Annotated in this window: 14 protein-coding genes; 11 read left to right on the top strand and 3 right to left on the bottom strand. The window is 72.2% G+C overall.

Annotated elements, in window-relative coordinates; translation table 11 throughout:
- On the bottom strand, positions 1-363 hold a 363-nt coding region (locus LCD33_RS13075; protein ID WP_224977900.1), incomplete at its 3' end, for a DUF1707 domain-containing protein.
- A 213-nt stretch (positions 364-576) separates the two neighbouring features.
- On the opposite strand from LCD33_RS13075, the gene xerD reads away from it, so the two are divergent.
- The 6 genes from xerD (at position 577) to LCD33_RS13045 (ending at position 5,897) form a co-directional block, all read left to right on the top strand.
- Positions 577-1,527, top strand: a complete 951-nt coding sequence (gene xerD, locus LCD33_RS13070) for a site-specific tyrosine recombinase XerD (RefSeq protein ID WP_224958162.1) — start codon at positions 577-579, stop codon at positions 1,525-1,527.
- Between the two features lie 128 nt (positions 1,528-1,655).
- Complete coding sequence (locus LCD33_RS13065) at positions 1,656-2,597, top strand: ParA family protein (protein ID WP_224958163.1); 942 nt, start codon at positions 1,656-1,658, stop codon at positions 2,595-2,597.
- 34 nt (positions 2,598-2,631) lie between these two features.
- Positions 2,632-3,018, top strand: coding sequence for a hypothetical protein (locus LCD33_RS13060; protein ID WP_224958164.1), 387 nt, complete (start codon positions 2,632-2,634; stop codon positions 3,016-3,018).
- A 35-nt stretch (positions 3,019-3,053) separates the two neighbouring features.
- The gene (locus LCD33_RS13055; RefSeq protein ID WP_374108079.1) at positions 3,054-3,914 is read left to right on the top strand and encodes a ScpA family protein; all 861 of its coding nucleotides are present in this window, start codon (positions 3,054-3,056) and stop codon (positions 3,912-3,914) included.
- Positions 3,911-5,131: an SMC-Scp complex subunit ScpB gene (gene scpB, locus LCD33_RS13050; protein ID WP_374201773.1), complete on the top strand. Its 1,221-nt coding sequence runs from the start codon at positions 3,911-3,913 to the stop codon at positions 5,129-5,131. The genes LCD33_RS13055 and scpB overlap by 4 nt, the downstream gene beginning before the upstream one ends.
- Positions 5,124-5,897: a pseudouridine synthase gene (locus LCD33_RS13045; protein ID WP_224958165.1), complete on the top strand. Its 774-nt coding sequence runs from the start codon at positions 5,124-5,126 to the stop codon at positions 5,895-5,897. The genes scpB and LCD33_RS13045 overlap by 8 nt, the downstream gene beginning before the upstream one ends.
- 241 nt (positions 5,898-6,138) lie before the next feature.
- Here LCD33_RS13045 and LCD33_RS13040 read toward each other — a convergent pair whose 3' ends face one another.
- Together LCD33_RS13040 and LCD33_RS13035 are read right to left on the bottom strand one after the other, a co-directional pair.
- On the bottom strand, positions 6,139-7,317 hold the full coding sequence (locus LCD33_RS13040) for a cation:proton antiporter (RefSeq protein ID WP_224958167.1): 1,179 nt from the start codon (positions 7,315-7,317) through the stop codon (positions 6,139-6,141).
- Positions 7,318-7,452: 135 nt separating this feature from the next.
- Positions 7,453-7,935, bottom strand: coding sequence for a cation:proton antiporter regulatory subunit (locus LCD33_RS13035; RefSeq protein WP_224958169.1), 483 nt, complete (start codon positions 7,933-7,935; stop codon positions 7,453-7,455).
- 199 nt (positions 7,936-8,134) lie between these two features.
- Between LCD33_RS13035 and cmk the strand changes: the two genes are divergently transcribed.
- The 5 genes from cmk to LCD33_RS13010 all read left to right on the top strand — a co-directional run bounded on the left by cmk (position 8,135) and on the right by LCD33_RS13010 (position 12,940).
- Positions 8,135-8,857, top strand: coding sequence for a (d)CMP kinase (gene cmk, locus LCD33_RS13030; protein ID WP_224968397.1), 723 nt, complete (start codon positions 8,135-8,137; stop codon positions 8,855-8,857).
- Positions 8,854-9,543, top strand: coding sequence for a 1-acyl-sn-glycerol-3-phosphate acyltransferase (locus LCD33_RS13025; RefSeq protein ID WP_224977899.1), 690 nt, complete (start codon positions 8,854-8,856; stop codon positions 9,541-9,543). Before cmk ends, LCD33_RS13025 begins: the two co-directional genes overlap by 4 nt.
- A complete protein-coding gene (der, locus tag LCD33_RS13020) occupies positions 9,540-11,006 on the top strand; it encodes a ribosome biogenesis GTPase Der (RefSeq protein WP_224958175.1) in 1,467 nt (488 codons plus the stop codon). Before LCD33_RS13025 ends, der begins: the two co-directional genes overlap by 4 nt.
- 144 nt (positions 11,007-11,150) lie before the next feature.
- A complete protein-coding gene (locus LCD33_RS13015) occupies positions 11,151-11,795 on the top strand; it encodes a response regulator transcription factor (RefSeq protein ID WP_255614961.1) in 645 nt (214 codons plus the stop codon).
- Positions 11,792-12,940, top strand: coding sequence for a sensor histidine kinase (locus tag LCD33_RS13010; protein ID WP_224977898.1), 1,149 nt, complete (start codon positions 11,792-11,794; stop codon positions 12,938-12,940). Before LCD33_RS13015 ends, LCD33_RS13010 begins: the two co-directional genes overlap by 4 nt.
- Positions 12,941-13,095 lie beyond the last annotated feature (155 nt).

Genomic DNA, 13,095 nt, shown 5'->3' with positions numbered 1-13,095 from the left:
CTGACCCAGATGGCGCCGGTGACGGCCGGCGTGCTGGCGAAGAGCCCCGGCCTGCGGTTCGTCGGCGTCGCCCCCGGGGGCCCCGGGGACGTGGGCTTTGCCCCCGCCCCCCCCGCCCGGGGGGGGGGGGGGGGGGCCCCCGCGGGGGGCCGGGCCCGCGCCGGCGGGGCGGGGCGCGGGCAGGTCGGTGAACAGGGCCACCAGGTCGTCGCCGGTGACCGCGCGGGTCGCCTGGTCGACGCGTTCCTCGTACTCGCCGAGGCTCAGCCTGCTCAGGGAGTAGTGCTCGCCGAGCGCTTCGATGGCCTGCGCCCGCTCGTGGTCGCCGATGCGCATCCGGCCGGGATCGTACGGGGAAGTCACGGTGATCAGGCTAGTCGAACCGGGCCGCTCGGAATGGCGATTCGGAGAGGCTCGGCATGCTTTCGGGCTAATCGCGCTTGCTCCGTTCTCTCGTTGCGGGATACGCACTGCTCGCGGTCGGGAGTCCTTCGGCACCATGGCGGGTGGCCGGAGTTCCGGCGGTGCGGCGGCTTACGCTGCGACCTGTTCGTTTCGCGCAGAGGAGTTCGGCCCGTGAAAGCCTTCGAGGACCTTCCCGAGGGATTGCGCACCGCCTGCTCCGGTTTCCTGGACCACTTGGCGGTGGAGCGGGGCAGCGCCCGCAGCACCTTGGATTCGTATTCGCGAGATCTGCGCCGCTACGGCGGGCACTTGGCCGGTTCGGGAGTGCGCGTGTTGCGCGAGGTGACCGCGTTGCACCTGGCGGAGTTCGCCGCGGAATTGCGCGAGGGCACGGACGAGCACCCGCCGCTCGCGCCCTCCTCGGCGGCGCGGGCGCTGGTCGCGGTGCGCGGCCTGCACCGGTTCGCCCACGCCGAGGGGTGGGTGGACGCGGACGTCGCGCGCGAGGTGTCGCCGCCGAGCCCGGCCCGCCGGTTGCCGAAGGCGTTGCCGGTGGCCGACGTGCTGCGGTTGCTGGACGGGGCGAACAGCCGGGACGTGCGCGGACTGCGGGACCGGGCGCTGCTGGAACTGCTGTACTCCTCGGGAGCTCGGATCTCGGAGGCGGTGGGGCTGGACGTCGACGACGTGAACTCGGCGGAGCGCACGGTGCTGCTCAACGGCAAGGGCGGCCGGCAACGGCTGGTCCCGATCGGGCGTCCCGCGTTGGAGGCGCTGGATGCCTACCTGGTGCGGGCGCGGCCGGTGCTGGCCGCCCGCGGCAAGGGCGACGCGGCGGTCTTCCTGAATTCGCACGGCGGCAGGTTGTCCCGGCAGAGCGCGTGGAACGCGTTGAAGTCCGCCGCCGACCGGGCGGGGATCAGCAGCGCGGTGTCGCCGCACGTGCTGCGGCATTCGTTCGCCACCCATCTGCTGGAAGGCGGAGCGGACGTGCGAGTGGTGCAGGAATTGCTCGGGCACGCCTCGGTGACGACCACGCAGGTGTACACGCTGGTCACGGTGAACACGTTGCGCGAGGTGTACGCGACCGCCCATCCGAGGGCGTTGCGGCGGGACCCGTGAACCCGATGGAGTGGGGTGGGACGCATTTCGCCGGTGCTCGGCGAGGCGCGTTGCCGCTGGTCGCGAATGCCACTTAGGCTGCGCTCGATCGGTATGATCGTCGCCGGCAGACAAGGAGTCCTAGCGCCATGTCGACACCGCAGCCCTCCGCCGAAGGGCGGTCCCGGGGCGCGGTCGACCTGAGCATCGCCCCGCACAAGCCCTCGGCTTCGGGCGGTGAGGCCGAGTTGTCGCCGGACGCGAACATCGGCCCGACCGGCCGCCCGCGCAGGCATGTCCCGGAACCGCCGCTGCTGGACCGGCACGGCCCGGCCTCGGTACTGGCCATGTGCAACCAGAAGGGCGGCGTCGGCAAGACGACGTCGACGATCAACCTGGGTGCCGCGCTCGCCGAGTACGGGCGCCGGGTGCTGCTGGTGGACTTCGATCCGCAGGGTGCGCTCTCGGTCGGCCTGGGGGTGCAGCCGCACCAGCTGGACCAGACGATCTACAACGTGATCATGGAGCGGTCCGTCGACATCCGGGACGTGGTGATGTCCACGACCGTCGAGGGCATGGACCTGCTGCCGAGCAACATCGACCTGTCGGCCGCCGAGGTGCAGCTGGTCGCGGAGGTGGGCCGCGAGCAGACCCTGCAGCGCGTGCTGTTCCCGGCGATGAAGGAGTACGACTTCATCCTGGTGGACTGCCAGCCGTCGCTGGGCCTGCTGACGGTGAACGCGCTCGCCGCCGCGGACGGCGTGATCATCCCGTTGGAGTGCGAGTTCTTCAGCCTGCGCGGGGTGGCCCTGCTGATCGACACGATCGAGAAGGTGCAGGAGCGGCTGAACCCGAAGCTGGAGATCAGCGGCATCCTGGCGACCATGTTCGACCCGCGGACGTTGCACTCCCGCGAGGTGATGGCGCGCGTGGTCGAGGCGTTCGGCGACGTCGTCTTCGACAGCGTGATCAACCGGACGGTGCGCTTCCCGGAGACGACGGTCGCCGGGGAGCCGATCACCCGCTGGGCGCCGCGTTCCGCAGGCGCGCAGGCCTACCGCTCGCTGGCGCGCGAGGTGATCGCGCGGTGACGGTTCCCGTGCGATCCGCTGTCGGGGAGGGCGCGTGAGGCGTCGTGCCGAGCTGCCCGGTGCGTCCGAGCTGTTCCGGACCACGGCGCGCGCCTCCGAACCGCCGGAACCACCTGCCGAGCCCCGGGTCGAGCCCGCCCCCGGCGCCGGTGCACGTGCGGCCGAGCCGGGCTCCGGCGGATCGCGGGGCAGGTCGGGGTCGGGACGCCGCAAGCACGATGCGAAAATCACCGTGTACGTCTCCGATGAGGAGTTGCTGGCGTTGGAACAGGCCCGGCTCGCGCTGCGCGCTGAGCACGGCATCGCGGTGGATCGCGGCAGGGTCGTGCGTGAAGGGGTGGCGATGCTGCTCGCTGATCTTGAGGCGCGGGGTGCGGATTCGGTGCTGGTGCGCGAATTGCGGCGGGAGCCCGGCGAGTGACCGACTCCGTTCCCGGCGGGGTCGATGCTGTTGAGGTGCAGGACGAGGCCGACGCCGAGGCTCCGGGCGTGGCCGCCGCGGAGGAAACCACCTCGACCGGGCGGTTCACGGTGCGGCTGGACAACTTCGAGGGCCCGTTCGACCTCTTGCTGCAGTTGATCTCGCAGCACCAGCTGGACGTCACCGAGGTGGCGCTGCACAAGGTCACCGACGAGTTCATCGCCTACACCAAGGCGTTGGGCGAGCACTGGAACCTCGACGAGACGACCGAGTTCCTGGTCGTGGCCGCGACGCTGCTGGATCTGAAGGCGGCCCGGTTGCTGCCCGCCGCCGACGTGGAGGACGAGGACGACCTGGCGCTGCTGGAGGCGCGGGACCTGCTGTTCGCGCGGTTGCTGCAGTACCGCGCGTACAAGCAGGTCGCGGCGCTGTTCAGCGAGCTGGAAGCGGGGGCGCTGCGCCGCTACCCGCGGTCGGTGGCGGTGGAGCCGCGCTACGAGAACCTGCTGCCCGAGGTGATGATCGGGGTCGGACCGCAGCGGCTCGCGGAGATCGCGGCCGCGGTGTTCCGGCCGAAGCCGCCGCCGTCGGTGTCGCTGGACCACATCCACCAGCACCAGGTGTCGGTGCGCGAGCACGCCGCGCTGCTGCGGGTGCGGCTGGCCGAGTGGGGCGCGGCGGACTTCTCGGCGCTGGTCGCGGACTGCGAGCACACGGTGGAGATCGTCGCCCGCTTCCTGGCGCTGCTGGAGCTGTTCCGGGAGAAGGTGCTGGCGTTCGAGCAGGAGGATCCGCTGGGCGACCTGGTGGTGCGCTGGGTCGGCGGCAGCCTGGAGGACGCGCGGCTGGCGGCCGAGGCCGACCGGCGCAGCGCGAACGAAGAGGAATACGGGTGAGCGCAGTGCACGACGAAGCTTCCGGTGCGGACGAGGCCGAGCAGGCCGCGGATGCGGCGGTGGCGCCGGAGACCGTGCCGGGGGGACGGGCTCGGCCCGCCGAGCCGGGTGACGGCCGGGCCGGTGCCGAGCCGTCGACCGGATCCCGCGTGGTGAGCGGTGAACCGGACGCGGGCACGTCCGTCGGCGGCTCGCCCATCGACGGTGAACCCGTCGGCGACGAGCTCCTCGCGGCCGAGCCCGCCGGTGCCGAGTCCGCTGCGGACGAGATCTCCGCCGCCGAGCCGGGCGCGGAACCGGCCGCCGACACCGACGACGCCGAGCCGGGCACTGCTGGACCGAGGGCTGCCGGATCGAGGGCTGCTGAGCCGGGGGCTGCCGAGTCGGACGACGCCGGACTGGACACGGCTGAGCCGGCAGCCGCCGAGCCGGACGACGCCGAGCCGACCACCGCCGACGAGTCCGCGACCGGAGGGCCGTCCGCCGACGAGCAGTCCGGAACCGACGCCATCGACACCCCGCCCACCGGAGCCGACGGCCCGGCGGCAGACCCGGCCGAGCTAGCGCCCGGAACCGGCCAGGCCGAGGACGGGCGCCCCGCGGGCTCCGAACCCGAGGACGACGCCCCGGCCCGGTCCGACGCGGCCGTCGCGGTGTCCCGCACCCCGCCGGACCTGACCGAGGACGACGCCCTCGACTCCGCGCTGGAGGCCCTGCTGCTGGTGGTCGACGTCCCGGCGGGGGAGGCGTTGCTGGCCGACACCCTGGACCAGCCCGTCGCCCGCATCCGCACCGCGCTGCAGCGGCTGGCCAGCGGCTACGAGGAGGCCGGGCGGGGCATCGACCTGCGCCGGGTCGGCGAGGGATGGCGGTTCTACACCAGGGAGACCTACGCGCCGTACGTGGAGCGCTACCTGCTCGACGGGCAGCGCGCGAAGCTGACCAGGGCCGCGTTGGAGACGCTCGCGGTCATCTCCTACCGGCAGCCGGTGACCCGGGCGCGGGTGGCGGCGGTACGCGGTGTCAACGTCGATGGCGTCATCCGTACCCTGGTGGGGCGCGGCCTTGTCGAGGAGGCCGGTACCGACCCGGAGACCGGCGGGTTCCTGTACTGCACGACGGAGCTGTTCCTGGAACGGCTCGGCCTGTCGTCGCTGAAGGACCTTCCGCCGCTGGCTCCCCTGCTGCCTGAAGTGGATACGATCGACGATGTCTGAACACCGTGCCCCGGCTTCTTCCTCCGCCGCGGATGCGCAGCCGGAGGGAATCCGCCTGCAGAAGGTGCTGTCCCGAGCGGGGGTGGCTTCGCGCCGCGCCGCCGAGGGGATGATCACCGAGGGCCGCATCGAGGTGGACGGCGAGGTCGTCACCGAGCTCGGCAGGCGGGTGGACCCGGAGAACTCGGTGATCCACGTGGACGGCACCCGGGTCGTCGTGAACGAGGACGTGCAGCACCTGCTGCTGAACAAGCCCAAGGGCATCCTCTGCTCGATGTCCGACGACCAGGGGCGGCCGTGCATCGGCGACTACCTGCGGGAGCGGGACGGCAAGCTGTTCCACGTGGGGCGGCTGGACGTGGACACCGAAGGCCTGCTCCTGATCACGAACGACGGTGAGCTGGCGCACCGGTTGATGCACCCGTCGTACCAGGTCCTCAAGACCTACCTGGCCGAGGTGCCGGGGCCGATCGCGAAGGACCTGGGCAAGCGGTTGCGCGCCGGGGTCACCCTGGACGACGGTCCGGTGAAGCTGGACAAGTTCCGGCTGGTCGACGTGAACGAGGGGCGCGCGCTGGTCGAGGTCGTGCTGCACGAGGGCCGCAAGCACGTCGTCCGCCGGGTGCTGGAGCACGTGGGCCACCCGGTGAAGCGGCTGGTGCGCACCGCGATCGACGAGGTCCGGCTGGGCAACGAGCGTCCCGGCGCGATCCGCAAGCTGGACCGCAAGGAGGTCGGCGCGCTCTACCGGGCCGTCGGCATGTGATCTTCCCGGAGGACCCGCCCCGCTCGGCGAGGCGGGTTCTTCTTCGCCTGACGCGTTCGGAATCTGCGATCGTCTCAGTGTCGGGTGAAATCAATCCGCCGGAGACCCGGAAACGAAGCAGGCCGGGGAGGCGCGGCGACCTGGTGGTCGTCCGGCGTCCCCGGCCTGGACCGGTCCGGCGGCGCTCGGCCGCGCGGGAGACCTCAGCGGGTAGGTGGAAGATCCTCGTCGTGCCGCGGGTTCACGCCTTCGCGGCCTGCTTCCGCGAGACCAGCCTGCGCGCCACCGGCTCCACCACGCGCGCCGCGACCGGCCCGAGGATCGCCATCAGCAGCACGTAAGCGGTGGCCAGCGCGGCCAGCTCGCCCGAGACGGCGCCCGAGGCGACCGCGAGGCCGGCGATGACGATGGAGAACTCACCACGGGCCACCAGCGCCGCACCGGCGCGCGCCCGGCCCATCTTGCCGATTCCCTGGGAATGGGCGGCGAACCAGCCCGTGCCGATCTTCGTGATCGCGGTGACCACCGCCAGCAGCAGCGCGAAGCCCAGCACCGGCGGGATCTTCGAAGGATCCGTGTTCAAGCCGAACACCACGAAGAACACCGCGGCGAACAGGTCGCGCAGCGGCTCCAGCATCCGCGTCGCGTTCTGCGCCGTGGAACCGGAGATCGCGATGCCCAGCAGGAACGATCCCACCGCCGCCGAAACCTGCAGCTCCGAGGCGATCCCGGCGACCAGCAGGGCCGAACCCAGCAGCCGCAGCAGGAACACCTCGGGGTCGGGGCTGTCGATCAGCGCCGAGACGTAGCGCCCGAACTTCAGCGCCACCACCAGCACGACCGAGATGACGATCAGCGAGACGCCGACGGCGGTCAACCCGCCCAGCAGGCTCACCCCGCCGAGCACCGCGGTGAGGATCGGCAAGTACAGCGCCATCGCCAGGTCTTCGAAGACCAGGATCGACAGCACCACCGGTGTTTCGCGGTTGCCGAGCCTGCCCAGGTCACCGAGGACCTTCGCGATGATGCCGGAGGAGGAGATGTAGGTGACGCCTGCCATCGTCAGCGCGCCGATCGGGCCCCACCCCAGCAGCAGCGCGACGATCGCGCCGGGGGCCGCGTTGAGCACCAGGTCCACCAGACCTGCCAGCCAGGAACGCCGGAGCCCCGTGACGAGTTCGCCAGCCGAGTACTCCAGCCCGAGTAGGAGCAAGAGCAGCACCACGCCTATTTCGGAGGCTAGATGCGTGAACGGCTCGATACCGTGCAGCGGTATTAAGCCGCCGGTTCCGAAAGCGATTCCGCCGATGAGGTAAAGCGGGATCGGTGAGATGCCGATCTTCCAGGCGAGGCGGCCGAGAACTCCGAGACCGAAGAACACCGCTCCCAGTTCGATGAGGGAGATCGCCGTGTCGTGCACCAGTGTTTCCTCTCGCCCTGTCCGAGTACCTGTTCAGTTGTCCCGTGCCCAGAGCGCACGGGGTTCCCGCCCGAGAGCGCGGTGCTCCCGGGCGGTGCGGACGACCATCACCTCGCGGCGTTCGGCGCGGAGCGCCTAGCCGCGTTCGAGGATCTCGCCTGCGGCCCGCAGGCCGTCGGCGGTGCCGACCACGACCACGAGGTCGCCGGCACTGAATTCGAAATCGGGACGCGGTGACGGGTGCACGGTTCCGCCGCGCACCACGGCGACGATCGACGCCGAGGTGCGGGTGCGCATCTCGGTCTCGCCGAGAGTGCGCCCGTCGTAGGGAGAGCCTTGATCGACAGGGAGCTGCCAGGTGTTGATCCCGGCCACCTCGCGCTGCTGCTCGCTCAGGCGGGCCACCAGCTGGGGGGCGCCGAGCAAGTTGGCGAGGGTGTTGGTCTCCTCGGCGGTCAGACCTGCCGAGGCGGCTACCTTGTCCGGGTCGTCGTGACCGGAGACGATCAGCTCGAAGCGTCCGTCGCGATACGTGATCACACCGATCCTGTGCCCGGAACGAGTAACGAAGTCCTGCTGGGTCCCGAGTCCCGGAAGCGGGGTCACTGTGACGTCCACGTGTTCGATCCTAGTACAGGAACCCGAGCGCACGTGCGTGCCCCGCGCGGAACCGGGGCGGAACGGGCAGCGCGAACGGGTGGTGGGGGCGGCGCGCGCCGGATCCGGACGCGAGTGGGGAACCGCTCGGACCAGCGGGCACAATGGGCTGTTGGTCCGGCGTTTCCTCGGCCGGCGGTGATGAAGGAGGAGACTCGACGTGGCACACGCCGAGCTTCGTGGGGTGGTGGCCCTCGACGGTCCCTCGGGCACTGGGAAATCCACGGTGGCCCGGAAGCTGGCCGCGGCGCTGTCGGCGTCGTACCTCGACACGGGCGCGATGTACCGGGCGGTGACGCTCGCCGTGCTGCGCGCCGGGGTCCCGGTCGCGGACGCGGACGCGGTGGCGGAGGTCGCGGCGGCCTCGCTGCCCGAGATGGGCTCCGACCCCCGGGACCCGGCGGTCTCGATGGCCGGGGAGGACGTGGCGCTGGAGATCCGGGGGCCGGAGGTCACCGGTGCGGTCTCCGCGGTGTCGGCGGTGGCGCGGGTGCGCGAGCTGCTGGTCGCCGAGCAGCGCCGGATCATCGCCGATGCGCTGGCCTCGCCGGGCGGCGTGGTCGTGGAAGGCCGCGACATCGGCACGGTGGTCGCGCGGGACGCGGGGCTGAAGGTGTACCTCACCGCGTCCGCGCAGGCGCGGGCGCGCCGCCGCAGCGACCAGGACGTGGCGGCCGGGCGGCTCGCCGACCTGGAGCGCACCCACGCGGACGTGCAGCGGCGGGACGCGTTCGACTCCGGGCGCGCGGTGTCGCCGCTGCGGATGGCCGAGGACGCGGTGGAGCTGGACACGACGGACCTGGACGTGGCCGGGGTGCTGGACCGGCTGCTGGGGTTGGCGGAGGCCCGCGGGCTGTTCGCCGGAGTGGGGACGATCCGATGAGCGAGCCCGGCGAAGGCGATCTGCCGGAAGGCGCGTCGCGTCGCATGCACCGGTTCGGGCGATGGATCGGCCGGACCTTCGTGCGGTTGCCGTACCGCACGCACGTCCACCACCTGGACCGGGTGCCGCGGACGGGGCCGCTGGTGCTGGTGGCGAACCACAGCTCGCTGATCGACGGTCCGCTGCTGTTCGGAATGCTGCCGCGCGAAGCGGTGTTCCTGGTCAAGCACGAGATGTTCAAGGGCCCGCTGGGCTGGTTCCTCCGCCGCATCGGGCAGATCCCGGTGCGCCGCGGAGAACCGGACCGCACCCCGCTGCTGGCGGCGGTGCGGGTGCTGCGCGCGGGCGGGCTCGTCGCGGTGTTCCCGGAGGGGACCCGCAGCGGCGGTGGCGACGTGGCCAAAGCCGAGCACGGGGCGGCGTGGCTGGCGCGGACCTCCGGGGCGCGGATGCTGCCGGTGGCCTGCCGGGGCACGCGCCGTCCGGAGGGACGGGGCCGTAGGCTGCTGCCCAGGGTGGATGTGCTGTTCGGCGAGCCGGTGACGTTGCCGGTCGCCAAGGGGCGCGCCGGGTTGACGGCTGCGACCGAGCAGGTCCGCGACGAACTGGTCGGGCTGATCGCCGAATTGGACGGGCTGATCGCCGGGACCTCCGAAAGCGACGATGCGAGAGGGAAACAAGCGTGACCGAAGAGTCGGTGGGCGGCCCGGAAGACGTGGGTGCGCCGCTCGACGGCGGCCTGGACGGGACGTGGTCGGACGAGGCCGAGTGGGCCGAGTTCGACGGTGTCGAAGGCGCCGAGGAGGACGCCGAAGGTGGTCCGCAGCCGGTGCTGGCGGTGGTCGGCAGGCCCAACGTGGGCAAGTCGACGCTGGTGAACCGGTTGCTGGGCCGCCGCGAGGCGGTGGTGCAGGACAAGCCGGGCGTGACCAGGGACCGGGTGGCCTACGACGCGTTGTGGAACGGCAGGCGCTTCACCGTGGTCGACACGGGCGGCTGGGAGCCGGGCGCGAAGGGCTTGCAGGCCGCGGTGGCCCAGCAGGCCGAGATGGCGATGTCCACGGCGGACGCGGTGCTGCTCGTGGTGGACGCCCAGGTCGGGGCGACCGCGACGGAGGAGGCGGTGGCGCGGGTGCTGCGCCGCTCGAAGCGTCCGGTGCTGGTGGCTGCGAACAAGGTCGACGACGAGCGGACCGCGGCGGACGCCGCGGCGCTGTGGTCGCTGGGCCTGGGTGAGCCGCGGCCGATCAGCGGGTTGCACGGGCGCGGTTCCGGTGACCTGCTGGACGCGATCCTGGACGTGTTCCCGGAGGTGCCGCACGAGCAGTTCGGCGCCAGCGGTGGTCCGCGCCGGGTCGCGCTGGTGGGCAAGCCGAACGTGGGCAAGTCGAGCCTGCTGAACCGGCTCACCGGTGAGCAGCGCGCGGTCGTCGACGACGTCGCGGGCACCACGGTGGACCCGGTGGACTCGCTGGTGCAGCTGGACGGCGAGGTGTGGCGGTTCGTCGATACCGCCGGGCTGCGCAAGCGGGTCCGCACCGCCAGCGGCACCGAGTACTACGCGTCGCTGCGCACCAAGGCCGCGATCGAGGCGGCGGAGGTGGCGGTCGTGCTGATCGACGCCTCGGAGCCGCTGACCGAGCAGGACCTGCGGGTGATCGGCATGGTCATCGAGGCAGGCCGGGCGCTGGTGCTGGTGTGCAACAAGTGGGACCTGGTCGACGAGGACCGCAGGCATCGGCTGGACAAGGAGCTGGACCGCGAGATGGTGCGCGCCCGCTGGGCGGAGCGCGTGAACGTCTCGGCGGAGACGGGGCGTTCGGTGGCGAAGCTGGCGCCGGCGCTGCGCACGGCGCTGGAGTCCTGGGACACCCGGATCCCGACCGGGCGGCTCAACTCGTGGCTGTCGGACCTGGTGGCGGCGAGCCCGCCGCCGGTGCGCGGTGGCAAGCAGCCGAAGATCCTGTTCGCGACGCAGGCGCACCCGCGCCCGCCGACACTGGTGCTGTTCACCACCGGCTTCTTGGAGGCCGGTTACCGCCGGTTCGTGGAGCGCAGGTTCCGCGAGGAGTTCGGGTTCACCGGCAGTCCCGTCCGGATCTCGGTGCGGGTGCGCGAGCGCAAGGACGGGCGCAAGGCACGCGGCTGATCGGACCAACGGCCGGGTACTGCACGCAGACCAAGATTGCCTTGCCGATAACCTTCGGTCGGCCCTTTGTACAGGGGGAGGTGACCCAGGGTGCGTGCTGACTCCGCTGCGGAAGGTTCCGCGGTGCGGCCGATCCGCTTGGTCTTGGCCGATGACGAGGTGATGCTGCGGCGCGGCCTGCGGGTCCTGCTGGAGCACGACGGCCTGATCCGGGTCGTCGCCGAGGCCGGTACCGGTGAGGAGCTGCTGTCGGTGGTGCGCACGCACCAGCCGGACGTGGCGCTGATCGACGTGCAGATGCCGGGCAAGGACGGGCTGGCGGCGTTGCGGGAGCTGCGTGGCCTGCCCCGTCCTCCGGTGTGTGCGATGTTGACCACCTTCGACCTGGACGACTACGTGTCGGAGGCGTTGCGCCTGGGGGCGCACGGGTTCCTGCTCAAGGACGCGGAACCGGGCGCGCTGGTGCGGGCGGTGCAGGACCTGGCCGCGGGTGGTGCGGTGCTGGATCCGCGGATCGTGGTGCGGTTGCTGCCGCGGTTCCGCTCGATGGGCGATTCGACGCACGAGGTGCGGTTGGTGCGGAGCCTGTCCGCGCGGGAGCGGCAGGTGCTGGAGCTGCTCGGCGCCGGTCGGTCCAACGCGCACATCGGTGACCGGTTGGGGTTGACCGAGGCGACGGTGAAGAGCTACGTCTCGACGGTGTTGAGCAAGCTGGGTGCGGAGAACCGGGTGCAGGCGGCGTTGATCGCGCAGCGCGTCGCGGGGACGGGTGAGGGCGAGCTGCGTTGAGCGGGCCGGCCGGGTTCGGTCGCGAGCGCCTGCTGCTGGACGTGCTCGCGGTGCTGGTGCCGGTGGTGGTGGTGCTGCTGTCGGAGACCGACCAGGCGTGGGCCCTGCCCGCGGCGCTGGTCGCGTGCGCCGGTCTGGTGCTGCGGCACCGGTGTCCGCTGTTGTCGTTGCTGCTGTGCCTGCCCGGCTTGGTCGGTGGGCTCGCGTGGGCGCCGACGTGCGTGGCGCTGTTCCGGTTGGGCCGGGCGTGGTCGAACACGTGGTGGCTGCTCTGCTGGGCGCTGCTGGCGGCGTCGTCCGCGTTCCTGCCGGTGGCGGTCCAGCAGTGGCGGCTGTTGTCCGCGGCGAGCCTGACGATGGCGGCGGTGACGGCGCTGGTCTGCGCGGGCGTGCCGACGGCGATGGGCACGCTGCTGGCGACGCGGGCGCAGTTGACGGCGAGCCTGGACCGGTTGCGGGCGGCGACCGAGTCGGAGCTGCTCGCGAAGGAGGGTGCTGCGCGCGCGGAGGAGCGGTCCCGGATCGCCCGCGAGATCCACGATGCGGTCGGGCACCACGTCACGTTGATCGCGGTGGAGGCGGCGGCGCTGCACGCGAGCAGCGAGCAGGCCGAGGTTCGCGCCTCGGCGACCCGGGTGCGGGAGCTGGCGAAGGAGGCGTTGGGCGAGATGCGTTCGACGCTGGGCCTGGCGGCCGATCAGTGGGACTCGACGAGCGCGCGGGCCATTCCGGAGCTGGTGGCGCGGGCCCGGCGGTCGGGGATCCGGGTGACGCTCAGCGATGAGTGCTCGCAGGCGGTGCAGTTGTCGCCCGGGGTGAGCCGGGCCGTGTACCGGGTGGTGCAGGAGGCGCTGACGAACGTCTCGAAGCACGCGCCGGGCGCGGCGGTCGTGGTGGAGCTGACCGGGGACGACGAGCTGCTGCGGGTCGTGGTGCGCAACGGTGCTCCGGTGCTGGGCGCTCGCGCGGGGGTGCTGGGCGCTCGCGCGGGGGCGGTGGGCGACGCGCCGGACGTGGGGTGCGGCGGTTCGGGGCTGGCCGGGTTGTCGGAGCGGGTGCGGATGCTGGGCGGCACGCTGGACGCGGTGCCTTCGGACGAGGGGTTCGAACTGCGGGCGGAGATTCCGCTCTCGCCGGCGGCGTGAGCTGCTCCGGTTCGATGTCCGGAGCTCGTGGTGCCGCGTCGTTCCGCCCGTTGCGGGGCCGCCGGCGGGCGGTCGTCGTCGTGGGAGGAGCGCTGCGGACGCGCCGGTGATCATGTGCCCGGGCGGGTCCGGCTCGTCGCGTTCCGGTTGGTCGT

The organism is Saccharopolyspora sp. 7B, from assembly GCF_020177435.1.
GTDB classification, from domain to species: Bacteria; Actinomycetota; Actinomycetes; order Mycobacteriales; family Pseudonocardiaceae; genus Saccharopolyspora_C; species Saccharopolyspora_C gregorii.
The sequence above is the reverse complement of the archived record's forward strand: the minus strand, read 5'-3'. Positions and strand labels throughout refer to the sequence as shown.